Below are 25,893 nucleotides of genomic sequence, written 5' to 3' on the forward strand. Positions count from 1 at the left end.
ACAAAACCAAACGGAGGAAAGTGGATGATCGAATTTTTGTGCTCATTTGCATCATTTCGTTTTCGGTTGAATTTGCTGTATATCGGCGCACGAATAAACAGAAGGAAGAAGTCCGGCGTATGAAATACCTTTATTTCATCATGTTTCAAATCGCAATGACACTTCTTTTGTTTGTTTGCTTTCAAATGCTCATGAATCGTTCGATATAAAACTTTTTTTTGTTTTGTTTGAAAAAAAGTGAAACCATCAATGACATTGCTGCGTCTTACTAGTACAGGTGTTTAAATAGCAGGAAATCGGGAATATCTAAGGAAGTGGTTCTTAACTATATGATAAGGAGCGGATCCATGAATTGGTATGAAAAGCTCAGTGAATACTTCCCGATAGAAGAAATGAAGTCAAAAGAGCATATGGAGGCTTTATTAAAGGAAAGAAGTGATATTTATCATAAGGAAGAAGGACCTCATCATGTGATGATGTACGCTGAATTTGATTCTTTCATCTTTATTGATTATTTATTTGTTTCCAAAGATGCGAGGGGTGAAGGCCTCGGCTCAAAGCTCATTCATAAGCTAAAGCAAAAAAAGAAACCGATCTTACTTGAGGTCGAGCCTGTAGATGATGATGATGCAGATACAGCAAAACGCCTAAAGTTTTACCAAAGAGAGCACTTCAAGCATGCTGAATCAATCGGTTATAAACGCAGGTCACTTGCAACGAATGAAGTGAACCGCATGGAAATTCTTTATTGGTCACCTCTTACAGATAACGAAGAAGAAATGATGGAGGCCATGAGGAAGACGTACGAAAGAATCCATACGTATAAAGATGAAAAATGGTATGGACAATCGTATGAGGATGTTGATGATGTATTGAAGGTCATTGAAAATAGAAAACAAAAAAATATTTTCGATCATCTCGACTAAATGAGAATGTTCAGACATCAAACAGCACCGCAAAATGAATGAAATTGTCTAGTTTTTGTCACAAAAATTGCAAGAAAAACTGTTCACACTTACTTTTTTATAGTATAATCACTATAAAGATTACTTATTTAGAACAATTTTAATTTGAGAATACAGATCAATATTCATTCTACAAATTGAGGAGTGAAGATTTATGGTAACATTATACACATCACCAAGCTGTACATCATGTAGAAAAGCAAGAGCGTGGTTAGAAGAGCACAATATCCCGTATCAAGAGAGAAACATCTTTTCTGAGCCTCTTTCAATCGATGAAATCAAAGAAATTCTTCGAATGACAGAAGACGGTACAGATGAAATTATCTCAACACGTTCGAAAGTATTCCAAAAACTAAATGTGAATGTTGAGACAATGCCGCTTCAACAATTGTATAAACTAATCAATGAGCATCCAGGTCTTTTAAGACGTCCAATTATCTTGGATGAAAAAAGACTGCAAGTTGGATACAACGAAGATGAAATTAGACGCTTCCTTCCAAGAACGGTTCGTACATTCCAACTAAGAGAAGCTCAGCGACTTGCTAACTAATAGACAAAACGAAAAGCTGCCGATCATTTGGCAGCTTTTTTTATTTGTTTTCAGCGGTTTGTTCATAAAAGAGGCTGGCTAAAATGACGGTCGCTACGGTTAAAAAGGGGAGCAAAAATTCAAGTGTTGCATGCTGAGTCATAAATTCATTCAGTTTCACATCACGGACAATCATTTCTCCACCAGTAAAAGCTAACAGGGCGCTGCCTCCATATAAAAGAAACGGACATTTGATTAGTGCTGCATGAATCAGCTTACTTCCCCAAATAATAATGGGTACTGAAATCATTAAGCCAAAAGCGGTGAGCACCATGTTCCCTTTAGCGGCGCCTGCAACAGCAATCACATTATCAAGTGACATAAAAAGATCGGCAATGACAATCGTCTGCACAGCCCGCCAAAGGGAGCCGCTGCTTTTAATCCGAATGGATTCTTTCTTTTGTTCAATTAACAAATTGTATCCTATATAAAGGAGAAAGAGACCGCCGATAAATTGCAAATAAGGGATGGTCAATAAATAAACAGCAGCACCAGTCATCGTAATTCTCATCAGCACTGCCAAAAGTGTGCCGATCCATATCGCTTTATTTCGTTTTTCATTTGATAAGCTTCGACTGGCCATCGCAATGATCAGCGCATTATCTCCACCTAATATGAGGTCTATGCCAATAATCATCAGTAAGGATACGATCCACTCTGCTTCCATCCAGTTCACCTCATTTCACTAAAAGAGCTCGTACAACCAATATATGAGGACAATTCAAATATATGTTTCTGCAAGTTTTCTCTGCAAAAAATGCGTTTTTATTTCTTTTATTCATGTTTTATCATAAAATAGACAGTACAAAGCAATACCTCAATTCTTTAAATGGTTAACATGTAGACGGAACGGGTAAAGTGTAGTAAAGTACTATTAATTGGGAGCTTGTATGTCCCTTCAACATCTTATATAGAAGGGAAGGTTGGCAAAATGGAAATCGAAAGAATAAATGAACATACAGTGAAATTTTATATTTCCTATGGTGATATTGAAGATCGCGGTTTTGACCGTGAAGAGATTTGGTATAATCGTGAGCGCAGTGAAGAGCTGTTTTGGGAAGTAATGGACGAAGTGCACGAAGAAGAAGAGTTTGCAGTAGAGGGACCGCTTTGGATTCAAGTACAGGCACTTGATAAAGGTCTTGAAATTGTCGTGACAAAAGCCCAACTTTCTAAAGATGGACAAAAGCTCGAATTGCCGATTCCAGAAGATAAAAAAGATCAAACAGATGAAGAAAGCTTAGACGCATTGCTTGATGATTTTCATAAAGAAGAGCAGGATCAAGAAGAACATAATGAGAAGGATAAAAAACTTCAACTTCAATTCGTGTTGAAAATGGCTGACTTTGAAGATTTAATTGCACTTTCTCAATTAAATATGCAGGATTTTACCACAAGTTTATATTCGTTTGAAAACCGTTATTATCTATATGTTGACTTCCACGAGGATTTGTCAGATGAGCAAGTGGAGAATAAGCTTAGCATTTTGCTTGAATATGCTCATGAATCAGTCGTCAGCATCTACAGACTGCAAGAATACGGTCAGCTGATTGTCAAAGAGAATGCGCTTGAAACAATTCAAAAGCACTTCTCGTAACAACAAAAAGTCGATTTCTATAGAGGAATCGACTTTTTTATCTGAATGAATAGCTAAACAAAGTGATCGGCAAGGAGAAAATGAAATGAGAAATGTAGTCAAAGTTCTATTTTTTCTTATCATTACGATAGGTGCTTATTTGATTATCCAAATTTTTGCCGGTGATCTAGCGGTAAGTGTATTAAGTTTCGTCAGTGTTCTATTCACTTTATCGATTATTTTCATCGGATTTGTCATTTTCTTAGAGAACAGGAATCCATCTCAAACGATTACGTGGCTTGTCCTGCTTGGCAGCTTTCCGCTTTTCGGATTTTTATTCTATATCTTCTTTGGACGCAATATTAAAAAGCGCCGCTTGTTTGAAAAGAAAGCGGCATTAGACGAACAGCTTATCCAGGAAGATGAACGTATTCACAGAGAAGCGATTGAAAAAATGACTCATATGGGTGACCATCAGCAGCTCTTATTTAAGCTGGCCCACAGACTTGGACATACCCCTATTACGTATCGTACATCCTCTAAAGTCCTGACCAATGGAGAAGAAACGTTCTCTCATATTTTTGAAGAGATCAAAAAAGCAACTCATCACATTCACCTGGAATATTATATTCTCCGCCATGATGACCTAGGTCAAGAATTAAAGGACATTTTAATCGACAAAGCCAAAAATGGTGTGATTGTCCGCTTTTTATATGACGATGTCGGTAGTTTAAAACTCTCTCGTCAATATATTGCTGACTTAGAAAAAGCGGGCGTTCAGATTGTACCTTTTTTACCGGTAAGACTACCGTTATTAAATAATAAAATCAATTTCCGAAATCACCGGAAAATTGTAGTGATTGATGGAGAAGTAGGCTTTGTTGGCGGGCTTAACATTGGGGACGAATATATGGGCAGAAGCAGACAATATGGATTCTGGCGTGATACCCACCTCATGATTAAAGGGGAGGCCGTTCGCGATTTACAGCAGATTTTTATGCAAGATTGGTATTATATGACCAATGAAAGATGCTCAGGCGTGGATTATTTTAAAGATTTCAGTCATTTGGAGAGTAGAGCAGAAGGCGTACAAATGATTGCCGGCGGTCCTGATAAACAGTGGGAAGTCATTAAAAATCTCTTTTTCTCCATGATTATCTCTGCCAAAAAGTCAATCTGGATTGCTTCACCTTATTTTGTCCCTGATGATGATATTTTGTCAGCACTAAAAATTGCTGCTTTGAGCGGAGTAGATGTGCGAATTATTGCACCGAAGAATCCAGATAAGCGCATCGTATTCCATGCGTCTCGGTCATATTTCCCTGAACTTCTGGAAGCAGGTGCGAAAATATACGAGTATGATCAAGGCTTCATGCATAGCAAGTTTATTATTGTGGATAGTGAACTAGCGTCAATTGGTACGGCAAACATGGATATGAGAAGTTTTCATCTAAACTTTGAAGTGAATGCATTCCTCTATAAAACAAAAAGTACAGAGAAGCTGGTCAACGACTTCTTAGGTGATTTGGAGCAGTCACATGAAATTGTCCCTGAAGAATTTGCTAAGAGACCTTTGAGGGTGAGGCTGTTTGAATCAACCGCTAGATTATTATCACCACTTTTATAAAAATTGTATGATCCCCCTTTCCTAATAGGGGGATTTTTCATTTTCATAAGGAAAAGCTGGTTAATATCAAGTTTTGACATGATAAAATCCCATTTTCGATATTCGCTTTCCTGTAATAGAAAAAGCTATAATACGGTCATCAAATAGCAGGGGGCGAAATAGATGAACGCAGCGATCATGGAAAATGGGAAGCTGATCCGAATTACACATCACCTAACGAAAAGGCGTCTACAGCATGTGAGAGCTACGTGCAAATTTTATTGTCCTGAATGCAGGCAGGAGGTTCAATTAAAGCTTGGTGAACATCGTGTCTATCACTTTGCACATATACAGCTGACAGCGTGTCCTTTAGCTGCTTCAGGCGAAACGGCGTATCATCAGGCGGGGAAGGCTAGGATGAAGGAGTGGCTCATGAAGATTGGACTTGATCCAGTATTAGAGAAGTATGTTTCAGAAGTTCAGCAGCGCCCAGATGTGACCGTAACGGAGGGGGATATAAATTATGCAATGGAATTTCAATGTGCGAATATCTCCCAGCAAGAGCTGCATAAAAGAACAGAAGGTCTAAAGAGAGCAGGGTTATATCCCATATGGATCATAGGGGCGAATCGCTTCAAACGGTTGTCCAGCCAGCTTTTTTCTTTCTCCTCCATGCATTGGGGGATTTTAAGGCAATCACAGAAAAATAAATTGATTTTTTACTGTCCGATACAACATAGGTTCATCCATCTTGACCAAATTGTCGTGTTTCAGCCAACGAAGATTTGTGCTGCAATAACCGTTAGACCGGCTTCAGCCTATCGTCACCTTACAGCACTCCTGACCGCATCTTCAAGCAAGGATTTATTACATAACCAATGGCTGAGATGCATTCAGCAGTTTAGGCAGAGGCCTCCACGCATTTTATCAAATGAGAGCAAGCGTTTGAGACACATTTTTTATGAGCATCATCAAACAGCATTTCCATTTTTACCGGCGGCATTATTTATTCCTCTGACAGAAGCGTATATCTTTGCAAGTCCCGTTTATGTGTGGCAGGGATATCTGTATGATTGGATGATTCGAAAAAAAGGAACAGGCCCAGTGACCATTCAACGTCTAATCAAAGAAATCAATCGTTGTGTGCAGACGAAGGAAGTGAAGCTAAGGTATGCCAATGTCACCATAGAAGAAATCAAAGAAGTGATCATCTCATATGTAAATGGACTTGTGAAGCTAGGGTTTTTATACATGACGAAAGAGGGGCATTATCAAGTAACAGCGAATCAAAAGCCTATACGAACAGCAGCTGAAGCGTTAAAACGAGATGCTTTCTTATTTCATTAGCATGTTTCATGTCCACTTTGATCATGATAAGAAAAAGGTGGTGCTGCTATTGAATAGAAAGAAACGATTTTTTCTGATTTTTTTAGTCTGTTTGGTATTTATTTCTGCATATGATTTGACAAATATAGTTCAAAACAAAGAAGATAAATACAACACCAATTTTTTTCACTTTCCGAAAGGTTGGTTCAACACAACTCATGCAAGGGGGATTCATATGACTTCACAAAGCAAAAACAATCACTTACCAGACAGAAGCGAAGTAAAAGAAGAAAACAAATGGCGTCTCGAAGATATTTTTGAAAGCGTCGATTCATGGAACAAGGAATTCGAAGCTGTAAAAAAAGAGATTCCTAAGCTAGCCCAATTTAAAGGCAAGCTGGCCCACTCCGCTGATGTCCTGTATGAAGCCCTGACATTTCAGGATCAACTTTCTGAAAAACTTGGCAAGCTTTATACATATGCGCACATGAAATATGATGAAGATACCACAAATTCATCGTTTCAGGCTTTAAATGATAAAGCGTCCAATTTATTTACACAATTGTCTAGTACATCTGCTTATATTGTGCCAGAGATTTTATCTATTCAAGAAGATAAGCTGCAACAATTTATTTTAGAAAAAGAAGAACTAAAACTTTATTCTCATGCTCTCGAAGAAATCAATAAAGAGCGTCCACATATTTTGAGTGAGGAGCAAGAAGCTTTATTAGCCGAAGCCTCTGAACCATTATCATCATCATCCACTACGTTTAGTATGTTTAATAATGCAGATATTTCGTTCCCTTCTGTTAAGGATGAAAACGGGGAAGAAAAGAAGATTACGCACGGCAACTTCATCACATTTTTAAACAGTGATGATCGAGAAGTGAGAAAGAAAGCCTTTAAAGCTGTTTATAAAACATATGATCAGTATAAAAACACTCTGGCTTCTACACTTAGCGGCTCGATTAAAAAGGATAATTTTTATGCGAAAGTACGTAATTACAAATCGGCTAGAGAAGCGGCTCTATCACGAAATAGTATTCCTGAGGAAGTGTATGACAATCTAATTGATACAGTTCATCAATATTTACCGTTACTGCACCGCTATATTGAATTGCGTAAAAAGGTATTAAAGCTTGATGAAGTGCACAATTATGACTTGTACACACCGTTAGTAAAAGATGCTGGCATGAAGCTGACTTACGATGAAGCAAAGGATTATATGCTGAAAGGGTTAGCACCATTAGGAGAAGAATATGTTTCAATTTTAAAAGAAGGACTCGACAACCGCTGGGTAGACGTTTATGAGAATAAAGGGAAACGAAGCGGCGCATATTCTTCTGGAAGCTATGGAACAAATCCTTATATCTTAATGAACTGGCAAAATAATATTGATAATTTATTTACATTGGCTCATGAATTTGGTCACTCTGTTCATAGCTACTATACAAGAAAGCATCAGCCATATCCGTACGGAAACTACAGTATTTTTGTAGCTGAAGTGGCTTCTACAACAAATGAAGCGTTACTAGGCGAATACTTGAACAATAACTTAGAGGATAAAAAGCAACGCTTGTATGTGTTAAATCACTTGTTAGAAGGGTTTAGAGGGACAGTATTCAGACAAACGATGTTTGCTGAGTTTGAGCATCTGATTCATGTGAAAGCGCAAGAAGGGGAAGCATTAACGCCAGAGTTTATGACGAACCTTTATTATGACCTGAATAAGAAGTATTTTGGCGATGGTATGGTTGTGGATAAGGAAATTGGATTAGAATGGACGAGAATCCCTCATTTCTATTACAACTATTATGTGTATCAATATGCGACAGGCTACAGTGCGGCGCAGGCATTAAGCAAGCAAATATTAGAGGAAGGTAAACCTGCGGTGGAGCGTTATACAGACTTCCTGAAAGCAGGCAGCTCCGACTATCCAATCAATGTGCTGAAAAAAGCAGGTGTTGATATGGCATCAAAAGAACCAATTGAGGCAGCATGTCAATTGTTCGAAGAAAAACTAAAAGAAATGGAAGAGCTCATCTCCAAAACTGGTGAGTAACGAGAAGACTTCTGTCAGACGTGTGAGTGTATAGGCTCACCTTTTGGCAGGAGTTTTTTCTTTTCATTAAAAAGTCCCCGCCTGAATTGGCGAGGTTGTACATTCAATGATCAACCTTTAAATCCTTTAAAGGTTTTTCGGTGGTTCATTCGATAAAGTGTAAAGAGAATGGAAGCAAATAAGAGTGGAGACGTCAGATAAAGAGGCAGCATTTTCATTAAGCCTAATAGATTTAAACAAAAACATAAGCCAATGGCAACAAGTCCAATGGTTGTGCTGCGCATGTAGATCCCTCCATTTTTTCGTTACTTTCACTATATGAAAGAGACTGTCCTCTTATGTTTTGTGACAAAAATATGAACATATAGCATATCGGTTGTCATAAGTCGACAAAATTTGATATACTACAGATGTGAAATTAATCACATACAAACATTACCCCTTTGTTTGACCGTGAAAAATTTCTCCCATCCCCTTTGTTGTCGTTAAGACATAGTGAAACCGCGCTTATCCCGGCGCGGTTTCTTCGTATGTAAAAACAGAACAAACGTTCTTTTTAGAGATAAAGAAAAAACATGGGTCAGCACCCATGTTCATTCTCACAGCGGTAAACATCAAAATCTGATTGGTTTTCTCCTTCTTTATAACGCCAAAACATTTCCTGATGTACTTGTACACGTTCTACCTTTTTAGCAAATGCCAGCTTTTTCATTTCTCGTTCAACTTCTTCAAGCGTGAGGTCATATACAACGGCAATTTCCTTTGCTGATGCAAATTGAAAATAAGCGATAAACCATTCAATTGGTGGTCGTTCTGAAGGTGTTGGTTTTTCGCCAATCATTTCAAAAAGAATTTCCTCGTATATATCATAAGAATATGCACCTGAAATCTTTAATCCTTCATCACCATTTACCGTATTAAAAAAGGCGAAAGTGGGAAGCTCAGACACATCCATTTCTGCTGCGATTTTCATATCACATTGGAGCGCTTTGACAGCACTTTGAGAATGGATATCTCGCTGGAACTCCTCGATGTCCAGTCCAGCCGTTTTTGCATTTTCCAGCAAGACTTGTTCATTTGTGACATCCTGCTGATGACAAAAAAGCGATTCTTGAATGAGTCGTAAAAATTTCATTCCGCATTTTCTGCCCTGAAGTTCAGCTGCTTTTAATGCAAGAGAGGCGAGATAAGGTGACGTCACAATTTGTTCAGACAGCATTTGTTCTTTTTTGGTCTGAGTTTTCGTGGCAAATTTCCCCCATGCTTCGGTCAGTAAATGTTTTTTTCTTTTCCGATTCAAGGCATTAATACTAGAACTTGTGACCGTTCGTAAAGTGAAAAAACGGCCATACTTCATTTTTAACTTTTTGATTGATGGCTCTAATAACCAGCAGTCTGGGCTGAGAGGATCAATGAATACATAGATTTCAATCGGTTTTTGAGGATGTCCGTGACAATGTGAGAAATATTGATCGTGCGGATTGCAGCTCAAGATCGTCCATCCTTTTCAGGTGTTTGGTTGACCATATGACGAGCCGTCAAAGAAAGCCGCTCAAATAAAAAGTCACGAATATCGCCGGTTAGTCCTACTTGATCCATTGCATCCTCCATGCATTCAAGCCATGCGTCAGCCCGCTCCTCAGTAATCGGAAAAGGGAGATGTCTCGCCCGTAGCATTGGGTGACCATGCTCCTCCGTATAAAGCGGTGGTCCGCCTAAATATTGAGTTAAGAACTGTTTTTGTTTTCTTGCTGTTTCTTTTAAGTCATCCGGGAAAATAGGATGAAGCAAAGGATGACACTTTACATTTTCATAAAAAGTATCAACAAGTTGCGATAGAAGTTCTTCTCCAACCGCTTCGTAAGGTGCGTTAAACGATTGTACCATGTTGACTACTCCTTTAACTCGTAGCTAATAGGATGGATGACCCTATTGCGAATTTCATTTATTTCAAAAGTGATATTCAGTTTGTTCTATTTTGTTGTTTCTATTCTTGTATATTTATTTTAACAACCTCTACTCAATTCCACAAACAAACCGCTTTGGTCCTTTGGGAATAGTGAGAGGGACAGGTTCCGTGTTCAATTGACCATATCATAACACATTCGGTCAAAAAAGGGTGAAAAGCGACATACAAAAAACCGAAGAGGTTATTCTCTTCGGTTTAAGCGTAATATTGAGCTGTGATTTTCTTTACATAATTCTGTGTTTCTTTAAATGGAGGGATGCCTCCGTATTTATCTACATTTCCTGAGCCTGCGTTATAAGCGGCTAAGGCGAGTGAGACATTTCCGTTATATTTTTGAAGCATTTGTTTTAAATACTTCGTTCCGCCTTCAATGTTTTGGGCCGCATCTAAGGCGTTGTTTACGCCAAGTGATTTAGCAGTAGACGGCATCAGCTGCATCAGTCCAAGTGCACCTGCATGGCTGACAGCATTCGTGCGATAGCCGGATTCTTGCTTGATCACCGCGTGAATCAGCTTCTCCGGAACGCCGTGTTTTTGAGCCATTTGTGACACGATCTGATTAATCTCTTTTGATGAAGAGCCTGAAACAGCTTCTTGAAGCGGCGACGTATAGCTGTTATTTATGACGTTTCCAATACCATTTGCTGTACTCAATTGAGCGTCACTTGCATATAGAGACTGAGCTTGCAGCTGTTCACTGCCTTCCATGGCCGCTAGATATGGGTTTGTGCGTGCATATTGCGTGCTCGGAGTCGTTGCTGTGTCCGTACCCATGAGAGCAGAAATGGAGAGCGGAAGACGAGATAATTCTGATCCGCCTAAAAAATCTTGCAACAGCGATTGGAATGAAGCCTCAGCGCTTGATTCTTGCCCAGTCTGCTGTTGGGTTTGTCCACTATCCGATTGTAACGTTTTGAGTGCTTGCAGCTGCATAAAGGATTGAAGTTGATTGACGTTCATCATGTTCCTCCTTCAAGGAATTCATCTATTCTTTTGTTTTCATTTTTTCTTCATAAAAACGAACGACTTTGTTTTTCGTGTGTCGTACAGGGATCTGAAATTGATGGAGCAACGCTGTGAATGCGGCTTGTCCAATGTCTAAATCGCTCACTTCAAATTCAAGTTCATAGTCCTCTACTGTTAAATATCGGCTGTGATCCAAAACAATTAAGCCCTCTTTGATCATTTTTTCTGCTCTTGACGTTTCAAGTGCACCAAAATACACGATTTGATCCTTTTGAATGTGAAGGTGTTCTAATCTGTCTGCCACTTCACCTTCTGGTAGGTGAACATGTTCAAGACTAGCGGGAGGTGCAATCGTTTGGTGGGTTTCTAAAAGACCGATTTCATGCGGTTCCTTTAATGTGAGGACCCACTGCCCGCCTTTTTCTCTCATTCGTAAAGCAGCGAATTTGGATTTTATATCAAATTGAGGTGTATCAAAATAATAGTTGGTTTGAGTGTGGAAATCCTCGTCCTTCAATTGAAAATATTGTTTTAGCTGTTCAAATTCTTCTTTCGTTAATAGTTGCTTGAGTTCTATTTCAATTTCCTGTGCCATTTAGATATCAACCTTTCATTTAGAGGAAATATGATTATTGTACATGAAAAGCTTGTTTTTTTCTTATTTATTCCTTAAAAAGGAGTTAATATGGATGCTGAATGAGGCAAAATGATCAATGAAAAGGAGAAAAACGGTTTCTCTCAAAAAGTTCGGTTTATCAATATTGAACTTGATATGATAAAATAAAGCTGTACTTTGTTGTAAAGGAGATCATGATGCAAAACAGAATTGAAATCACAGAAGCAACTTTAAAAGAAGACAGGCTGATCTTGACGGTTCAGTCAGATGAGCAAATTCAAAAAGCAAAAGCATCAGGGCAAATGCTTGTTGATTCTGATCACTTTGCGTTTGTTTACATACTTGAGACAGAGGAGTCTTTTACGTATCTTATCTTAGGAGAACATACATGGTCTCCATTAAAAGAAGCAATGAATCGTGATATCCCTGTCTATTTGACGGCGGAAGAACAATCGCTGGAGCTCATTCAACTTCATCAGGAATTAAACTATTTAATCGACAATATTAAAGACAATGCCAATTACGGAGATATGGAAGAGAAAGTGAAGAGCACATTCCTCTGAAATAATTAGGTATTTGGAATTGGGGGAAGTTTCATGGACAAAAAACAATGGGATCAATTCCTCGCACCATATAAGCAAGCAGTCGAAGAATTAAAAGTGAAACTAAAAGGCATTCGGAAGCTGTATGAATTTGAGGATGACCATTCACCAGTAGAATTTGTCACAGGCCGAGTGAAACCCGTTGCCAGCATATTAGAAAAGGCAAAGCGTAAAAACATTCCGATGCATGAGATTGAAACGATGCAGGATATTGCTGGGCTTCGCATTATGTGCCAGTTTGTAGAAGATATACAAGTTGTGAAGAAAATGCTTCAATCACGAAAAGACTTTGTGGTTGTAGATAAACGCGACTATATAGCAGAACATAAAGAAAGCGGATACCGCTCGTACCACCTTGTTGTGTTATATCCGCTGCAAACGATTAACGGAGAGAAGCAGCTCCTCGTCGAAATCCAAATCCGTACATTAGCCATGAACTTTTGGGCGACCATCGAGCATTCTCTGAATTATAAATATAGCGGGAATATCCCGGAGAAAGTGAAGCTGCGCCTTCAAAGAGCTTCTGAAGCAGCATCTCGTCTTGACGATGAGATGTCTGAAATTAGAGGCGAAATTCAGGAAGCACAAGTGGCATTCTCTCGGAAAAAGAAAAATGATGCGTGAGCCTGAGCTAAAACAAATATGATGCTGCCTTCTCATAGCAGCAAGGTGAAAAAGGAGAAGAATTCATGAAATTTGCAGTTTCTTCAAAAGGGAATTCTGTATCTGACACACTCAAAAATAAAATTCAGACCTACCTATTAGATTTTGGGATGGAATTAAATGAAGAGGAACCCGATCTTGTCATTACGGTAGGCGGAGACGGAACCCTTTTATATGCTTTTCACCGGTATAGCAACCGTCTGAATGAAACAGCTTTTGTCGGCGTACATACAGGGCATCTTGGATTTTATGCGGACTGGGTACCGAGTGAAATTGAAAAGCTTGTATTAGCCATTGCAAAAACACCTTATCATATTGTGGAATATCCGATTCTTGAAGTCATCGTCAGATACAACGATGGCGGCCGGGAAGAAAAATATTTAGCGATGAATGAATGTACGATTAAAAGTATGGAAGGTACGCTTGTGGCAGATGTTGAGATTAGGGGTCAACTTTTTGAAACATTCAGAGGTGACGGTCTTTGTTTGTCTACGCCATCTGGCAGTACGGCTTATAATAAAGCGCTTGGCGGCGCGATTATTCATCCTTCCATTAGAGCCATTCAGCTTGCAGAAATGGCCTCAATCAACAACAGAGTGTTCAGAACGGTTGGCTCACCGCTTATTTTGCCAGACCATCATACGTGTGTGATCAAACCGATTAATGATGTGGATTTTCAGGTGACAATAGATCATTTGTCGCTGCTGCATAAAGATGTGAAATCCATTCAATGCCGAGTGGCAGACGAGAATGTCCGTTTTGCCCGTTTTAGACCATTTCCTTTTTGGAAAAGGGTGCAAGATTCCTTTATCGGCAAAGGAGAATAAGAAAGAGGTTGTTCTCGCTGGAATACTTTAAGATAAACAAAACCATGACAGCCAAAGAAGAAGGCCGTCTGTTGAAGGACTACTTAATTGATCTTGGCATTTCGAAAAGAATGCTGACAGATATTAAATTTGATGGCGGTGACCTCCTGATTAATGGAGCGCATGTTACCGTGAGATATGAACTGCGGGAGGGCGAGAAGCTCACTATTTTATTTCCTGAGGAAAAAGTGAGTGAAGGGCTAAAGCCCGCGCCGATTCCGCTTGATATTTTATTTGAGGATGAGCATGTGCTTGTGCTGAATAAAAAGCCATATATCCCATCGATTCCTTCTAGAGAGCACCCTGAGCATAGTATTGCGAATGGGCTGCTGCACCATTATGCTAAGCAGTCTGTCCGGCTGACTGTCCATTTGGTGAGCCGCCTAGATCGGGATACCTCTGGTGTCATGTTAGTCGCTAAACATCGCTTTGCACACAGCCTTTTATCAAAGGCGCAGAAAAAAGGGGAAGTCAAGCGAACGTACAGAGCGTTTACACATGGCATGATCACGCAAAAGCAAGGGACGATTCGAGCAAAAATTGCTCGAAAATTGGACAGTATGATTGAACGAATGGTTGATGAGTCTGGTCAGGAGGCCGTGACACATTATACAGTGCGGGCGGTAGACACTCATTTAGACATGTCTGATGTGTCTCTTACCCTTGAGACGGGAAGAACCCATCAAATTCGTGTGCATATGCAATTCCTTGGTCATCCTCTCATTGGAGATACGCTATATGGCGGATCGAGCGAGCGGATAGACAGGCAGGCGCTGCATAGTGAAACCCTTGTCTTTCCGCATCCGATCACAGGGGAGTCCATGACATTTTCGGCTCCTTTGCCAGATGATATGACATCATTGCTTCAGTAAACAAGTAAACCCGGTCACCTGTAATGGTGGACCGGGTTTTTTATGGTGTGAAATGCTGGAACCTTGTTTCATCATAAGGCATAGATGAAGGGACAGAGACAGTCTCAAGCTCAGGATATCTTAGAGCGGATAGCCGGTGGCCAAAGACGCAGCCTGTATCGATGTTAACTGTTCTGCCAACAAACCGGGGTTCTTTTACGGGTGTATGCCCGTATACAATCCAAGGTTTCCCGTGATACTCCTTTGCCCAGTCCTTCCTGACAGGACGCCCATCTGGCCAAGTTTCTCCTGTGACAGCTCCAAATAAAAGATAGGATCGCGTCTGTTTATTCGGTTTTCTTCCAATATCCTTTTCCCTCATCGCTGCGTGTGCAATGATTAGCTCATCTTGAATCAGCACATCATAAAGCGGCGCCTTCTCAAATAACTGCTTAAATTCATGTGATAATTTGGTCTGTTCATGGAGCGGCAGGTTTTTGATTTCGCTTACCGTTGTTTCAATGCCATGCAGTAATTTAACGGGATTTCCTTTCAAATAGCGATAAAGTTTAAAACAATGGTTGCCTGGCACGTAGCGGATCGCTCCCTTGGAATAGGCTTGTATGACAAATCGCATCACGTCTACTGATTGAGGACCTCGGTCTGTTAAATCACCAACAAGGGCTAGTGTTCTCTTATCAGGGTGGACAGGTAGTCCATGTTTGAGTTTGTATCCTAGTTTGTGTATGAGGGTAAGCAGCTCTTCGTAGCAGCCGTGGATATCGCCGATGATATCGAATTTCATAAAGGTTCCTCCTGATTTTTTCATCCATTTATCGGATATAAAGAAGTTTGAATTTTAGAAAATATAACGAATGGCTTTCATTTCGTTTGGGCAATTGTTAGAATCAATGCTTTAACGTAAAACTTAAAAATTAAACATGAATGTTAGGAGGCTTTAGCCAATGGAGCATACATCTGTTTCATCACTCGTTGTCGTTATTATTGTAGCCTTTTTCACCCCTATTTTATTGCACCGGTTTAAGCTGACCATTCCGGTCGTTGTCGCCGAAATTATCATGGGGCTCATCATTGGAAAAAGCGGTCTTCAACTAGTTGTTGAACATGACGCATGGCTAGATACATTATCCATGCTAGGGTTTATTTTTCTTATGTTTTTAAGCGGACTTGAAATAGATTTTTCTTCTTTTGAATCTAAGAAGAAAGCACGAGAACTGCCCAATGGTTTAAAAGAACCAAATACATTTAAAGCAGCGACCATTATTTTTCTTGGCGTATTTTGTATTTCCTTTATCCTGTCCTATGCGTTTGTGCTTGCAGGTTTTATCCAAAATGCCTTTTTAATGACGCTTATTATTTCCACGATTTCATTAGGTGTAGTGGTTCCAACTTTAAAAGAGGAAAAGCTGATGCAGACAAATATTGGTCAAATCATTTTGCTTGTGGCTGTCATTGCTGATTTGGTGACGATGATTTTACTTGCTGTGTTTTCCTCCATTTATGGCGATGGAACAGGGAACATGTGGCTGCTCTTATTATTATTTGCTGCGGGTATTCTTCTTTATTTATTTGGCCGAGTATTTAAGACAAAATCCATTTTTCAGTCCATGTCAAAAGGAACGGTGCAAATTGGGACTAGAGCTATCTTTACTCTCATTATAGTCTTAGTTGCCTTATCTGAATCACTCGGTGCTGAAAATATTCTGGGCGCATTTTTAGCTGGTGTGCTTGTGTCTCTTCTTTCGCCTAATAAAGAGATCGTTCAGCAGCTGGACTCATTTGGATACGGATTTTTGATCCCAATCTTTTTTGTGATGGTCGGTGTGGACCTGAATATATGGGCACTCTTTAAAGATCCAACCATTTTGATCATGATTCCACTGCTGTTTATGGCATTATTGCTTAGTAAGCTCGTCCCGATTCTTTATTTGAAAAAATGGTATGACATGAAAAAGGTCGTCGGCGCTGGTTTTTTATTAACCTCGACATTATCTCTTGTCATTGCAGCTGCGACGATTGGTGAGCGGCTTGGTGTCATTGATCATAAAATGTCAGGAGCGCTTATTTTAGTTGCTGTGTTGACGAGTATTTTCACCCCTGTTTGGTTTAAGGCACTATTTAAACAAGAACGTGAAACCAATCATAAAAAGCGTGTGACTTTTATTGGGGCTAATCAGCTGACCTTACCAGTGACACTTGATTTGCATCAGGATGAATATGACATTCGTATTTTGCATGTCTTTCAAGAAAATAAAGAAGCCCTTCTTGCTGACTCGATCTTTGAAGTTGAAGCGATTGAACAATATGACGATGAGACGCTGAGACAGGCAGGGATTGGCCAAGAAGATGTGCTCGTTGTGGCAACAGGCAGTGAAACGAAAAATAAGGAAATTGCATTATTTGCAAAAGAAGCAGGAGCCAAACAAGTCATTGCCAGTGTGAACAAAGCGGAGACAGAGCTGACATTAAAGGAAGCAGGCATTGATACGTTTTCTAACTTTCTTTCATCTAAAACGGTGCTAAGGGCATTGATTGAAGCACCTGATGCGATTCGTTTGTTAACGAATGAGGATTCTTCTTTGTATCAAATTCAAATGAACAATCATCGGTATCATAATGTCATGCTGCGGGAATTTCCTTTTACCGGCGATTTGGTGTTTGTCCGTATTTTTAGAGGAGTAGACAGTTTAGTACCGCATGGTGATACAACGCTTAGAAGCGGTGACCGCGTGCTTGTGTCGGGCTCTCGGGAGTATGTGGCAGGACTTAGAGCGCAGTTAGAGTTGCAATGAGCCCTTGACCGATGAACAATTCCTGATTAAGATAGAGGTACAACATGATAAGTTTGATCCACTAGGGGAGTCCTTTAAAAGGGCTGAGATAAAAGTGTAGACTTTTAGACCCTCATTACCTGAACAGGTTCATACCTGCGTAGGGAAGTGGTGCGGTGTTTGACTATGCTTTTTACAAATTCCAAACCACTTTCCACGCGGAAAGTGGTTTTTTTATATGGAAAAACAGGAGGAGAGGAACATGACATTTTCAAATGAATGTAAAGAGGCAGCAGCGACTTGGTGGAATGGAAGCTTTACACATCCTTTTGTAAAAGGGATCGGAGATGGCACACTTTCACTCGATCGTTTCACCTATTATGTGATGCAGGATTCGTATTATTTAACTCATTTCGCAAAAGTACAGTCGTATGGAGCGGCCATTAGTGAGGACTTACATACGACAGGCAGAATGGCGTATCATGCACAAGGCACGTATGAAGCAGAGCTATCGCTGCATAGAAAATTTACAGAACTGCTTCAGATCTCTGATGAAGCACTCGCCAGCTTTAAGCCTTCTCCAACTGCTTATGCATATACCTCTCATATGTATCGTTCTGTGAAAAGCGGCCGCTTTGAAGAAGTTTTAGCCGCGTTACTGCCGTGCTACTGGCTATATTATGAGGTGGGGGAAAAGCTGAAACAGACAACACCTGACCATCCGATTTATCAAGAGTGGATTTTGACATACGGAGGGGATTGGTTTAAAGAGCTTGTGTTTGAACAGATCAACCGCTTTGATGAACTCGCGGAAAGAGCGCCAGAACATTTGCGGGCCAATATGAAAGAAAATTTTGTGATTTCAAGCTATTACGAGTACCATTTTTGGGAGATGGCGTATGAAAAAGAAACGTGGCAAACAGCATGCTTAGATGGGGTTGGTGCAAATGGAACTCCACGCAGTGACAAATGATTCACTTTCTGTGAGCGAGCTGATCAAGCAAATAAAAGCCGTTGAGTCTGAAGTAGACTTTATTCATATACGGGAACGGTCTAAAACAGCAAGTGAGCTTGTTCATCTCGTGAAACAACTCCTTGCAGAAGGCGTTCCGAAAGAGAAGCTTATCATCAATGACCGAGTCGACGTTGCACTGCTCACCAATATTCACCGTGTGCATCTTCCAGGCCACAGCTTTTCGCCAAAGGAATTGAGACAAAAATTTCCTCACTTGCATGCGGGGGTGTCTGTTCATTCGATAGAAGAAGCCAAAGCAGCCGAGAAGAACGGGGCAGAGTATGTCATGTTTGGGCACGTATATGATACCGCATGTAAACCCGGACGAAAGGCGAGAGGCATCAAGCTTGTGGAAGAATTGACTTCTGCGCTGTCCATTCCGGTGGTTGTGATTGGTGGCATAACGCCTGATCGACTGCCAGAATTGACGCATATTGATTTAAAAGGAATAGCGGTCATGTCCGGTATTTTTACTCATCCTCAGCCGCGCAAGATGGCACAAGCATTTTCTCAAAAGCGAAAGGAGAATCCTTATGAACAAGCATTATGACGTTGTGATTATTGGTGGTGGAATCATAGGGATGTCAATCGCCTATCATCTTGCAAAAGCAGGAAAGAAAGCCCTTTTACTTGAGGCAAATGAGGTAGGAAAGCAAACAACGAGTGCGGCCGCTGGTATGCTGGGTGCACATGCTGAAGGAGAAGGTGATGAGGATATTTTCTTTCAAGTAGGGAGAAGAAGTCAGGCTCTATATAAAAAATTAAAAGTCGATCTTCAGCATGAATCGGGCATTGATATACGGGCATCAGCGGGCGGCATTATGAAGGTGGCTTTTACAGAACACGAAAAGCGTGCACTTTGCCGAATGCAGCATCTGCCCACATTTGAATGGCTTGAAGCAAGCAGCGTAAAAAAACGCATCCCTCAAATCACAGACGACATCATAGGAGCAGGCTTGATTGAAGATGATGTGCATGTGGAGCCGTATGCGGTATGCAGGGCATTATGGCAAGCGGCTGTTCGGTACGGGGCAGATGTGAAGGAGTTTACGCCTGTTATCGAAGTGAAGACGGGCAAAGAAGCATTGACTGTTAGAACAGCTGGAGGCACATTCACATGTGATCATCTGACTGTAGCAAGTGGTGTATGGTCTGGCCGTTTTTTTGAGGAAATGGGATTCTCGCATTCTCTCTATCCAGTAAAAGGAGAATGCGTGTCTGTGTGGAATAACGGTCCAGCACTTGCACACACCATTTATCATGATCATTGTTATATCGTTCAAAGAGATAGCGGCAAGCTGATCATTGGTGCAACGATGAAGCCGAATGACTGGCAGGCGATTCCGACACTTGGCGGCATTGAAACTGTTATCAAAAAAGCGTCTCAGCTAATGCCATCCATTCAGGAGATGCCAATTGATCAATGCTGGGCAGGTCTTCGTCCAGCGACAAGCGACCGGCATCCCTATATCGGAAGACACCCAGAAGATGAGCGTATTCTTTTTGCGGCAGGACATTACCGAAATGGCATTTTACTTGCGCCCATTACCGGTGAAATCATTCGCGACCTGATAGTAGGCGAGCCTGTCAATGAAGAATGGCTTCATGCGTTTCGTATTGGCCGAAAGGAGGCATTGTTCGTATGAAAATTCAATTGAATGGAAGAATCGTTGACTTTGATAAAGAAAATGGAACGATCTTTGATCTGCTATCAGCCTATCAGCTTGAAAACCGTGTGGTGATCGTCGAAAGGAACCAAGAAATTATAGATAAAGAGGCCTTTCAACAAGTAGAAATTCAACCAAATGATACGATTGAAATCGTTCACTTTGTAGGAGGAGGATGACACAATGCTACACATTGGCGGAAAAACATTCACATCAAGACTATTACTTGGTACAGGAAAGTATCCATCATTTGAGGTTCAAAAAGAAGCGGTCAACGTATCAGAAGCTGAAATTTTGACCTTTGCTGTACGAAGAATGAACATATTTGAACCATCTCAGCCAAATTTCTTAGAGCAGCTTGATTTATCAAAATATACATTGCTGCCGAATACAGCAGGGGCAAGTACAGCGGAAGAAGCGGTACGTATTGCCCGTTTAGCGAAGGCTTCTGGATTGTGTGACATGATCAAGGTAGAGGTGATTGGCTGTTCAAGGTCTCTTCTACCAGATCCAGTCGAAACGTTAAAAGCTTCTGAAATGCTATTAGAAGAAGGTTTTATCGTGCTGCCATATACGTCAGATGATGTGGTGCTGGCACGGAAATTAGAAGAACTCGGTGTCCATGCCATTATGCCAGGTGCTTCTCCGATCGGTTCAGGTCAAGGGCTGCTAAACCCTCTGAATCTCTCGTTTATTATCGAGCAGGCGAAGGTGCCAGTCATTATTGATGCTGGTGTAGGCTCTCCGAAGGATGCTGCTTATGCGATGGAATTAGGGGCTGATGCTGTCTTGCTGAATACTGCCGTGTCTGGCGCAAAAGACCCGGTGAAAATGGCAAAAGCGATGAAGCTGGCGATTGAATCGGGAAGACTCGGTTTCGAGGCAGGCCGTATCCCGTTCAAAAACTATGGGACAGCCAGCAGTCCTCAGGAAGGAATGCCAGCGTTTTGAGCACACGTTATTCACGCCAAGAGCTTTTTAGACCGATTGGAACAGATGGGCAAAAGCGGCTAAACGCCTCAAAGGCTGTCATTATTGGCGCAGGGGCACTTGGAACAGCAAGTGCCGAAATGCTCGTTCGTGCCGGCGTAGGATCTGTCACCATTTTGGATAGAGATTATATTGAATGGAGCAACCTGCAGCGTCAGCAGCTTTACACAGAGCAAGATGTTCAAGATCGGCTGCCAAAGGCTGTGGCGGCTGAAAAAAGACTCAAGCAGGTGAACAGTGACGTCCAGGTAAGAGGAATCGTCATCGATGTGACCGCTCAAAATATGGAAAAACTTGTGAGCGGGGCATCCATCATCGTGGACGCAGCGGATAATTTTGAGGTGCGAATGATTGCAAATGATGCGGCCATCAAACAACAAATTCCCTTCCTTTATGGAGCCTGTGTAGCCAGCTATGGTATTCAATTCACTGTTATTCCTGGTGAAACACCATGTTTACACTGCTTGCTTGAGCATTTACCTGCACAAGGCATGACTTGTGATACAGCAGGAATTATTAGTCCAGTTGTGCAGCAGGTGGCGGCATATCAAGTGGCAGATGCACTGAAGTTGTTAACAGGACACGAAATGACTCCGATATTAAGATCGTTTGATTTATGGACAAATGAGCGAGCTGATATACGCTCCGCTGCGTCTTTAAAAAAAGAACAATGTCCAAGCTGCGGTCTTAAGACATATCCATTTCTCTCATATGATCAGAGAGCAAAAGCAGACGTATTATGTGGACGTAATACGGTGCAAATTCGCAGTGCAGCAGGGACACCTCCAGTTTTACATGAAGTAGCCCGTCAGTTAAAGAAAGCAGGAATGGATGTACTAGAAAATCCGTATTTGCTATCCTGTCAAAAGGATGAGTACAAGCTCGTCTTATTCAAAGATGGCAGAGCGCTTGTACATGGTACAAGTGATATTGCCAAAGCGAGAACGATTTACCATCAATGGATTGGCTAATGAGAGGGTGTGATGAAATGACGATTAAAAAGGCGTTAACCATCGCGGGTTCTGATTCTGGCGGCGGTGCAGGCATTCAAGCAGACTTGAAAACCTTTCAGGAGCTCGGTGTGTACGGAATGTCTGCGATTACAGCGATTACAGCGCAAAACACACTTGGCGTTCACGGTATTTATCCACTTTCAACCGAGGCGCTCACAAGTCAAATTGATGCAGTGGCAGAAGACTTATTGCCGGATGCCGTCAAAACAGGGATGCTGTGGAGTGCTGAAATGATCAGCGCCGTCGCTGAAAAAACGGTGCAATATGAGTTCAAGCTGATTGTAGATCCAGTCATGATTGCAAAAGGCGGGGCCTCTTTATTAAATGAAGATGCTGTCTCCGCCATGAAAACACATTTACTGCCTGTCAGTTATGCTGTAACGCCGAATATTCCTGAGGCAGAAGTACTGACAGGCACACGTATTCAGACGAAAGAGGATCGCTACCGAGCAGCACAACTTCTTTATGAGCTTGGCACGAAATATGTTGTGATCAAAGGTGGTCACGGTCCTTCAGGCGGCCTCATTACAGATCTGTTGTACGATGGAAAAGGCTTTATTGAAGTCACAAATGAACATATTGATACCAAGCATACACACGGCACAGGCTGTACGTTTGCGGCGGCATTAACAGCTGAAATAGCAAAAGGGCGTTCGATGAAGGAAGCCTTTGAAACAGCAGAAACCTTTGTCCATGAGGCAATCAAATATCCTTTGCATATTGGCGCAGGACATGGGCCAACCAACCATTTTGCTTATCAGCAAAACAGGCGTAACACATAAAAGGGGACCGTCTTTACTTGTGAGGACGGTCTCATCGTGTAGACAAACCCTCACATTCGCCCGCAGTCCTGCGCGCTGGTTGCGCACGAAGGTCAAATTCGCTCCGCAAAAGTAGCGGCTATTCCTAGATTTCAAGGGCTTTCACTCACGATGAAAAGAAGACAAAGGGCTAAAAAGAAACTTTCTTTAAGCGGAAATTGTCAATATCTCATGATTTGTGATAAGATTATGATCAGGTACTAATACTATGTCTTGAAAAAATAGGAGGCTTTAATACATATGAAATTTTCTTTAGAAGGCCGTAATATCGTGGTCATGGGTGTTGCTAATAAACGAAGCATTGCATGGGGGATTGCTCGTTCACTTCACGAAGCAGGAGCTCGTTTGATTTTTACTTATGTTGGAGACCGTCTTGCAGAATCTGTTAAAGAGCTTGCAAGCACACTTGAGCGTGATGATTCCATTATTCTTCCTTGTGATGTAACAAGTGATGAAGAGATTGAAAAATGTTTTGCAACGATTAAAGAAAAAGTACAAGTCATCCATGGTGTTGCACATGCGATTGCATTTGCAAACAAAGAAGAGCTTGTTGGTGAATACTTGAATACGAACCGTGAAGGTTTCCTTTTGGCGCACAACATTAGTGCATATTCATTAACAGCTGTTGCAAAAGCAGCACGTCCGTTAATGACAGAAGGCGGAAGCATTGTCACACTTACTTACTTAGGCGGAGAACGTGTCGTATCTAACTACAATGTCATGGGTGTTGCAAAAGCAGCACTTGAAGCAAGTGTGAAATATTTAGCAGCTGATCTAGGAGCAGAAGGTATCCGTGTGAACAGCATTTCTGCTGGTCCGATTCGTACATTATCTGCAAAAGGAATCAGCGGATTTAATACAATCCTTAAGGATATTGAAGAGCGTGCACCGCTTCGCCGTACAACGACTCCAGAGGAAGTCGGCGATACAGCATTGTTCTTATTCAGTGACCTATCCCGCGGCATGACAGGTGAGAATCTTCATGTTGATTCTGGCTTCCATATCATTGCCCGCTAAACGAATACATGACTTGCAGCATACCGATGACGGGTATGCTGTTTTTTTATTTTTCTTCTGATTTGAGGGGTCCGCTCATATATATAAGGAATGAATCATTCGGGAGGGATCAGTATGTCAAATAAAGGTGATGAGAATCAAAAGCCGCTTATGTATATTGTGCAGCCGAGCTATGATGAATCGGCGCCGGCCATGCAAAATATTGTGAGAAAACGAAAGAAGTCAGAAAAACCGCCAGAAAGCAAAAAAAGCACTAAAGAGGAAGCAAGTGAAGAAAGCAGGCAGGAACCTTTATCTCAAGAAGTAGAGCAGAAAAAAGAAGAGCCGCCTGCACCTGAACGACAGGTCATACAGGAATCAGAGCTCTCACAAGAGCGAGAGTCAGTACAAGAACAAGAAAAGCCGCCAGAAGGCGTATTTCATGAATCAAAAGAAGAACCAAAAAGAAAACGAGTGAAAAAACCTTTAAGTCAAATGAACGTAGAGGAGAAGGTCGATTTTCTGACAAGTTTGCCGCATAATATGCCAAGAGCCCTTTGTCTGATTGAAGCCGATGGAAAGACATACAGAGGGATTATCATGGAGAGAAAAGACAATACGGTGGTCATCCGTACAGCAGGCGGCGGAAATCCAGTGGAATTAGCGATGGATGATATCTCTTCTATTCATCCGCTTGGTTTTTAATGAACATCAAAAAAGTCCCATAAAGGGACTTTTTTGTTAGCAGCTACGGTTGATGAGACGTGGATTTAAGCACTCGATTGCGCAGAAGCAGTCAAGGTCCACTTCGATGCAATACTTTGATTTTTCTAATCGGAACACATCACATACGGAATCTTTATCTGTAAAATCTAAAATATGACGGTCTTTGTCAAATGCAATAAGCAAGCTGAGTGTTGCGCAGTGATCAGAGATGTGTTCGACTCTGAAAAATGCAGTGCTGAAGCAAGGGCCAGCATCTACTTCTCCGACGTTTCCGAATGCGACAAATGGTTTTGATTTTGATGTAAATAGAACAAACGGGACAGTGTCACCTAATGAATGTGATGGAGAAAGGAGATTGCTGTAACAGCTAGTCGGGCAATCTTCTTCGACGGCATTTTGTAAGTCGTCTATGTTTTCAACAGCCTCTGCTACACAGTTCCATGAATGTTTGCGGCTCATATTCAACCCTCCTATACAAGGAATTTTGTTTGAGTGTTTGAGCACTATCATCATCTACAAGCTTTATTATGTGACTCGCCGGTTTGAAGCATCTAGTTTCAATCAATGCGGAAGCGTCCGCTTTTTTTGGCTGACTGCTCCGCATGATTGATTTTCATTCTTTGAGGAAGGGGATGCTTTGATTCATGACAAGTTAGGTCAACGGACGAGCTGTTTAGCCGTGATGATGATGTTTTTTATCTTTTGTTGGCAGCACTCTGTCTACAAGTTCTGGGTTTAAACATTGGATCGCGCAGAAGCAGTTCAAATCAACCTCGATACAAAAGTCCGTTTTTTCTAACCCAAAGAAGTCAGGGTCGCAAGGGTGACAAACGCTTAACGTATGTCCGTGTACATCGACAGGTCTTAACACAGATAATGTGGCACAGCAGTCATTTAATTTTTCAACCCGGAAGAAGATGGATTCGAAGCATTGGGAATCGTCAACAAATCCTCCAATGTTTCCGAAAGTAGAGAACAATCCGCCCTTTTTATCAAAAAGTAAAAACGGAATCGTATCTTTTCCAGAAACTGTTGGGCTTAATAAATTACTGTAGCAGCTCGTAGGACATTTATCTTCTACAGCTTCCTGCTCTGCTAAAATCTTATCAACCGCATCGCATACACAGTTTTCATCATGTCGGCCATGGTGTTTTCCGCAGCTCATGGATTTCAGCTCCTTTAACAAGGTATTTGACTTTAGTCCTTAACAACATAT

The 25,893-nt window shown here is 41.1% G+C and carries 29 protein-coding genes and 1 riboswitch; of the genes, 20 read left to right on the top strand and 9 right to left on the bottom strand.

Annotated elements, in window-relative coordinates; genetic code table 11:
- The first annotated feature begins 347 nt into the window (after positions 1 to 347).
- Positions 348 to 926: a GNAT family N-acetyltransferase gene (locus BA1_RS02340; RefSeq protein ID WP_008355315.1), complete on the top strand. Its 579-nt coding sequence runs from the start codon at positions 348 to 350 to the stop codon at positions 924 to 926.
- Between the two features lie 193 nt (positions 927 to 1,119).
- Entirely contained in the window at positions 1,120 to 1,515 is a 396-nt protein-coding gene (gene spxA, locus BA1_RS02345) for a transcriptional regulator SpxA (protein ID WP_003211421.1), read from the top strand.
- A gap of 40 nt (positions 1,516 to 1,555) precedes the next feature.
- On the opposite strand, the gene BA1_RS02350 is transcribed toward spxA, so the two are convergent.
- Complete coding sequence (locus tag BA1_RS02350; RefSeq protein WP_008355318.1) at positions 1,556 to 2,221, bottom strand: TerC family protein; 666 nt, start codon at positions 2,219 to 2,221, stop codon at positions 1,556 to 1,558.
- A gap of 264 nt (positions 2,222 to 2,485) precedes the next feature.
- On the opposite strand from BA1_RS02350, the gene mecA reads away from it, so the two are divergent.
- The 4 genes from mecA to pepF all read left to right on the top strand — a co-directional run bounded on the left by mecA (position 2,486) and on the right by pepF (position 8,124).
- Positions 2,486 to 3,151, top strand: coding sequence for an adaptor protein MecA (gene mecA / locus BA1_RS02355; RefSeq protein ID WP_008355321.1), 666 nt, complete (start codon positions 2,486 to 2,488; stop codon positions 3,149 to 3,151).
- Between the two features lie 85 nt (positions 3,152 to 3,236).
- Positions 3,237 to 4,757 (top strand): cardiolipin synthase, encoded by a 1,521-nt coding sequence (gene cls, locus BA1_RS02360; RefSeq protein WP_008355322.1) that lies wholly within the window; start codon positions 3,237 to 3,239, stop codon positions 4,755 to 4,757.
- A 162-nt stretch (positions 4,758 to 4,919) separates the two neighbouring features.
- The gene (locus tag BA1_RS02365) at positions 4,920 to 6,083 is read left to right on the top strand and encodes a competence protein CoiA (RefSeq protein WP_008355325.1); all 1,164 of its coding nucleotides are present in this window, start codon (positions 4,920 to 4,922) and stop codon (positions 6,081 to 6,083) included.
- A 214-nt stretch (positions 6,084 to 6,297) separates the two neighbouring features.
- Positions 6,298 to 8,124 (top strand): oligoendopeptidase F, encoded by a 1,827-nt coding sequence (pepF, locus tag BA1_RS02370; RefSeq protein WP_008355327.1) that lies wholly within the window; start codon positions 6,298 to 6,300, stop codon positions 8,122 to 8,124.
- A 110-nt stretch (positions 8,125 to 8,234) separates the two neighbouring features.
- On the opposite strand, the gene BA1_RS19235 is transcribed toward pepF, so the two are convergent.
- From BA1_RS19235 to BA1_RS02395, 5 genes are all read right to left on the bottom strand, one after another.
- Positions 8,235 to 8,408, bottom strand: a complete 174-nt coding sequence (locus BA1_RS19235) for a hypothetical protein (RefSeq protein WP_008355329.1) — start codon at positions 8,406 to 8,408, stop codon at positions 8,235 to 8,237.
- A gap of 296 nt (positions 8,409 to 8,704) precedes the next feature.
- Positions 8,705 to 9,616, bottom strand: a complete 912-nt coding sequence (locus tag BA1_RS02380) for a ClpXP adapter SpxH family protein (RefSeq protein ID WP_008355332.1) — start codon at positions 9,614 to 9,616, stop codon at positions 8,705 to 8,707.
- Positions 9,613 to 10,011, bottom strand: coding sequence for a globin domain-containing protein (locus BA1_RS02385; RefSeq protein ID WP_008355333.1), 399 nt, complete (start codon positions 10,009 to 10,011; stop codon positions 9,613 to 9,615). The genes BA1_RS02380 and BA1_RS02385 overlap by 4 nt, the downstream gene beginning before the upstream one ends.
- 277 nt (positions 10,012 to 10,288) lie before the next feature.
- The gene (locus BA1_RS02390) at positions 10,289 to 11,053 is read right to left on the bottom strand and encodes a lytic transglycosylase domain-containing protein (RefSeq protein WP_008355335.1); all 765 of its coding nucleotides are present in this window, start codon (positions 11,051 to 11,053) and stop codon (positions 10,289 to 10,291) included.
- Between the two features lie 25 nt (positions 11,054 to 11,078).
- Complete coding sequence (locus BA1_RS02395) at positions 11,079 to 11,654, bottom strand: CYTH domain-containing protein (protein ID WP_008355338.1); 576 nt, start codon at positions 11,652 to 11,654, stop codon at positions 11,079 to 11,081.
- A gap of 218 nt (positions 11,655 to 11,872) precedes the next feature.
- Between BA1_RS02395 and BA1_RS02400 the strand changes: the two genes are divergently transcribed.
- The 4 genes from BA1_RS02400 (at position 11,873) to BA1_RS02415 (ending at position 14,678) form a co-directional block, all read left to right on the top strand.
- The gene (locus BA1_RS02400) at positions 11,873 to 12,238 is read left to right on the top strand and encodes a UPF0738 family protein (RefSeq protein ID WP_008355339.1); all 366 of its coding nucleotides are present in this window, start codon (positions 11,873 to 11,875) and stop codon (positions 12,236 to 12,238) included.
- 33 nt (positions 12,239 to 12,271) lie between these two features.
- Complete coding sequence (gene yjbM / locus BA1_RS02405; protein ID WP_008355341.1) at positions 12,272 to 12,901, top strand: GTP diphosphokinase; 630 nt, start codon at positions 12,272 to 12,274, stop codon at positions 12,899 to 12,901.
- A 65-nt stretch (positions 12,902 to 12,966) separates the two neighbouring features.
- Positions 12,967 to 13,767 carry an NAD kinase gene (locus BA1_RS02410; protein WP_008355343.1) on the top strand — a complete coding sequence of 267 codons (801 nt, stop codon included), beginning with the start codon at positions 12,967 to 12,969 and terminating at the stop codon, positions 13,765 to 13,767.
- Positions 13,768 to 13,811: 44 nt separating this feature from the next.
- Positions 13,812 to 14,678 (top strand): RluA family pseudouridine synthase, encoded by an 867-nt coding sequence (locus BA1_RS02415; RefSeq protein ID WP_051009095.1) that lies wholly within the window; start codon positions 13,812 to 13,814, stop codon positions 14,676 to 14,678.
- A 40-nt stretch (positions 14,679 to 14,718) separates the two neighbouring features.
- Here BA1_RS02415 and prpE read toward each other — a convergent pair whose 3' ends face one another.
- A complete protein-coding gene (gene prpE, locus BA1_RS02420) occupies positions 14,719 to 15,462 on the bottom strand; it encodes a bis(5'-nucleosyl)-tetraphosphatase PrpE (RefSeq protein ID WP_008355347.1) in 744 nt (247 codons plus the stop codon).
- A 160-nt stretch (positions 15,463 to 15,622) separates the two neighbouring features.
- Between prpE and BA1_RS02425 the strand changes: the two genes are divergently transcribed.
- The 10 genes from BA1_RS02425 (at position 15,623) to BA1_RS02470 (ending at position 24,656) form a co-directional block, all read left to right on the top strand.
- Positions 15,623 to 17,470 carry a monovalent cation:proton antiporter family protein gene (locus tag BA1_RS02425; protein WP_008355350.1) on the top strand — a complete coding sequence of 616 codons (1,848 nt, stop codon included), beginning with the start codon at positions 15,623 to 15,625 and terminating at the stop codon, positions 17,468 to 17,470.
- Positions 17,471 to 17,523: 53 nt separating this feature from the next.
- Positions 17,524 to 17,633: riboswitch (TPP riboswitch) on the top strand.
- A gap of 78 nt (positions 17,634 to 17,711) precedes the next feature.
- Positions 17,712 to 18,422 carry a thiaminase II gene (tenA, locus tag BA1_RS02430; RefSeq protein WP_008355352.1) on the top strand — a complete coding sequence of 237 codons (711 nt, stop codon included), beginning with the start codon at positions 17,712 to 17,714 and terminating at the stop codon, positions 18,420 to 18,422.
- Entirely contained in the window at positions 18,397 to 19,014 is a 618-nt protein-coding gene (gene tenI / locus BA1_RS02435; RefSeq protein WP_034738231.1) for a thiazole tautomerase TenI, read from the top strand. The genes tenA and tenI overlap by 26 nt, the downstream gene beginning before the upstream one ends.
- Complete coding sequence (gene thiO / locus BA1_RS02440; protein ID WP_008355357.1) at positions 18,998 to 20,110, top strand: glycine oxidase ThiO; 1,113 nt, start codon at positions 18,998 to 19,000, stop codon at positions 20,108 to 20,110. Before tenI ends, thiO begins: the two co-directional genes overlap by 17 nt.
- Positions 20,107 to 20,310: a sulfur carrier protein ThiS gene (gene thiS, locus BA1_RS02445; RefSeq protein WP_008355359.1), complete on the top strand. Its 204-nt coding sequence runs from the start codon at positions 20,107 to 20,109 to the stop codon at positions 20,308 to 20,310. Before thiO ends, thiS begins: the two co-directional genes overlap by 4 nt.
- A 4-nt stretch (positions 20,311 to 20,314) precedes the next feature.
- On the top strand, positions 20,315 to 21,082 hold the full coding sequence (locus tag BA1_RS02450) for a thiazole synthase (RefSeq protein WP_008355361.1): 768 nt from the start codon (positions 20,315 to 20,317) through the stop codon (positions 21,080 to 21,082).
- Positions 21,079 to 22,092: a thiazole biosynthesis adenylyltransferase ThiF gene (locus BA1_RS02455; RefSeq protein WP_008355363.1), complete on the top strand. Its 1,014-nt coding sequence runs from the start codon at positions 21,079 to 21,081 to the stop codon at positions 22,090 to 22,092. Before BA1_RS02450 ends, BA1_RS02455 begins: the two co-directional genes overlap by 4 nt.
- Before the next feature lie 17 nt (positions 22,093 to 22,109).
- Positions 22,110 to 22,916 carry a bifunctional hydroxymethylpyrimidine kinase/phosphomethylpyrimidine kinase gene (thiD, locus tag BA1_RS02460; RefSeq protein WP_008355365.1) on the top strand — a complete coding sequence of 269 codons (807 nt, stop codon included), beginning with the start codon at positions 22,110 to 22,112 and terminating at the stop codon, positions 22,914 to 22,916.
- 279 nt (positions 22,917 to 23,195) lie between these two features.
- On the top strand, positions 23,196 to 23,972 hold the full coding sequence (gene fabI / locus BA1_RS02465) for an enoyl-ACP reductase FabI (RefSeq protein ID WP_008355367.1): 777 nt from the start codon (positions 23,196 to 23,198) through the stop codon (positions 23,970 to 23,972).
- A 114-nt stretch (positions 23,973 to 24,086) separates the two neighbouring features.
- Positions 24,087 to 24,656, top strand: a complete 570-nt coding sequence (locus BA1_RS02470) for a CotO family spore coat protein (RefSeq protein WP_008355369.1) — start codon at positions 24,087 to 24,089, stop codon at positions 24,654 to 24,656.
- A 36-nt stretch (positions 24,657 to 24,692) separates the two neighbouring features.
- Here the strand turns inward: BA1_RS02470 and BA1_RS02475 are convergent, their stop codons facing one another.
- A complete protein-coding gene (locus tag BA1_RS02475) occupies positions 24,693 to 25,136 on the bottom strand; it encodes a CotY/CotZ family spore coat protein (RefSeq protein WP_008355371.1) in 444 nt (147 codons plus the stop codon).
- Between the two features lie 214 nt (positions 25,137 to 25,350).
- Entirely contained in the window at positions 25,351 to 25,842 is a 492-nt protein-coding gene (locus BA1_RS02480) for a CotY/CotZ family spore coat protein (protein WP_008355373.1), read from the bottom strand.
- Positions 25,843 to 25,893: the final 51 nt, after the last annotated feature.

The sequence above is a fragment of the Bacillus xiamenensis genome, assembly GCF_000300535.1.
Taxonomy (GTDB): domain Bacteria; phylum Bacillota; class Bacilli; order Bacillales; family Bacillaceae; genus Bacillus; species Bacillus xiamenensis.

Excerpts from the sequence above, each read along its gene's own strand:
- BA1_RS02340 (WP_008355315.1), top strand. The coding sequence starts at position 348 with ATGAATTGGTATGAAAAGCTCAGTGAATACTTCCCGATAGAAGAAATG.
- spxA (WP_003211421.1), top strand. The coding sequence starts at position 1,120 with ATGGTAACATTATACACATCACCAAGCTGTACATCATGTAGAAAAGCA.
- BA1_RS02350 (WP_008355318.1), bottom strand. The coding sequence starts at position 2,221 with ATGGAAGCAGAGTGGATCGTATCCTTACTGATGATTATTGGCATAGAC.
- mecA (WP_008355321.1), top strand. The coding sequence starts at position 2,486 with ATGGAAATCGAAAGAATAAATGAACATACAGTGAAATTTTATATTTCC.
- cls (WP_008355322.1), top strand. The coding sequence starts at position 3,237 with ATGAGAAATGTAGTCAAAGTTCTATTTTTTCTTATCATTACGATAGGT.
- BA1_RS02365 (WP_008355325.1), top strand. The coding sequence starts at position 4,920 with ATGAACGCAGCGATCATGGAAAATGGGAAGCTGATCCGAATTACACAT.
- pepF (WP_008355327.1), top strand. The coding sequence starts at position 6,298 with ATGACTTCACAAAGCAAAAACAATCACTTACCAGACAGAAGCGAAGTA.
- BA1_RS19235 (WP_008355329.1), bottom strand. The coding sequence starts at position 8,408 with ATGCGCAGCACAACCATTGGACTTGTTGCCATTGGCTTATGTTTTTGT.
- BA1_RS02385 (WP_008355333.1), bottom strand. The coding sequence starts at position 10,011 with ATGGTACAATCGTTTAACGCACCTTACGAAGCGGTTGGAGAAGAACTT.
- BA1_RS02390 (WP_008355335.1), bottom strand. The coding sequence starts at position 11,053 with ATGAACGTCAATCAACTTCAATCCTTTATGCAGCTGCAAGCACTCAAA.
- BA1_RS02395 (WP_008355338.1), bottom strand. The coding sequence starts at position 11,654 with ATGGCACAGGAAATTGAAATAGAACTCAAGCAACTATTAACGAAAGAA.
- BA1_RS02400 (WP_008355339.1), top strand. The coding sequence starts at position 11,873 with ATGCAAAACAGAATTGAAATCACAGAAGCAACTTTAAAAGAAGACAGG.
- yjbM (WP_008355341.1), top strand. The coding sequence starts at position 12,272 with ATGGACAAAAAACAATGGGATCAATTCCTCGCACCATATAAGCAAGCA.
- BA1_RS02410 (WP_008355343.1), top strand. The coding sequence starts at position 12,967 with ATGAAATTTGCAGTTTCTTCAAAAGGGAATTCTGTATCTGACACACTC.
- BA1_RS02415 (WP_051009095.1), top strand. The coding sequence starts at position 13,812 with ATGACAGCCAAAGAAGAAGGCCGTCTGTTGAAGGACTACTTAATTGAT.
- prpE (WP_008355347.1), bottom strand. The coding sequence starts at position 15,462 with ATGAAATTCGATATCATCGGCGATATCCACGGCTGCTACGAAGAGCTG.
- BA1_RS02425 (WP_008355350.1), top strand. The coding sequence starts at position 15,623 with ATGGAGCATACATCTGTTTCATCACTCGTTGTCGTTATTATTGTAGCC.
- tenA (WP_008355352.1), top strand. The coding sequence starts at position 17,712 with ATGACATTTTCAAATGAATGTAAAGAGGCAGCAGCGACTTGGTGGAAT.
- tenI (WP_034738231.1), top strand. The coding sequence starts at position 18,397 with ATGGAACTCCACGCAGTGACAAATGATTCACTTTCTGTGAGCGAGCTG.
- thiO (WP_008355357.1), top strand. The coding sequence starts at position 18,998 with ATGAACAAGCATTATGACGTTGTGATTATTGGTGGTGGAATCATAGGG.
- thiS (WP_008355359.1), top strand. The coding sequence starts at position 20,107 with ATGAAAATTCAATTGAATGGAAGAATCGTTGACTTTGATAAAGAAAAT.
- BA1_RS02450 (WP_008355361.1), top strand. The coding sequence starts at position 20,315 with ATGCTACACATTGGCGGAAAAACATTCACATCAAGACTATTACTTGGT.
- thiD (WP_008355365.1), top strand. The coding sequence starts at position 22,110 with ATGACGATTAAAAAGGCGTTAACCATCGCGGGTTCTGATTCTGGCGGC.
- fabI (WP_008355367.1), top strand. The coding sequence starts at position 23,196 with ATGAAATTTTCTTTAGAAGGCCGTAATATCGTGGTCATGGGTGTTGCT.
- BA1_RS02470 (WP_008355369.1), top strand. The coding sequence starts at position 24,087 with ATGTCAAATAAAGGTGATGAGAATCAAAAGCCGCTTATGTATATTGTG.
- BA1_RS02475 (WP_008355371.1), bottom strand. The coding sequence starts at position 25,136 with ATGAGCCGCAAACATTCATGGAACTGTGTAGCAGAGGCTGTTGAAAAC.
- BA1_RS02480 (WP_008355373.1), bottom strand. The coding sequence starts at position 25,842 with ATGAGCTGCGGAAAACACCATGGCCGACATGATGAAAACTGTGTATGC.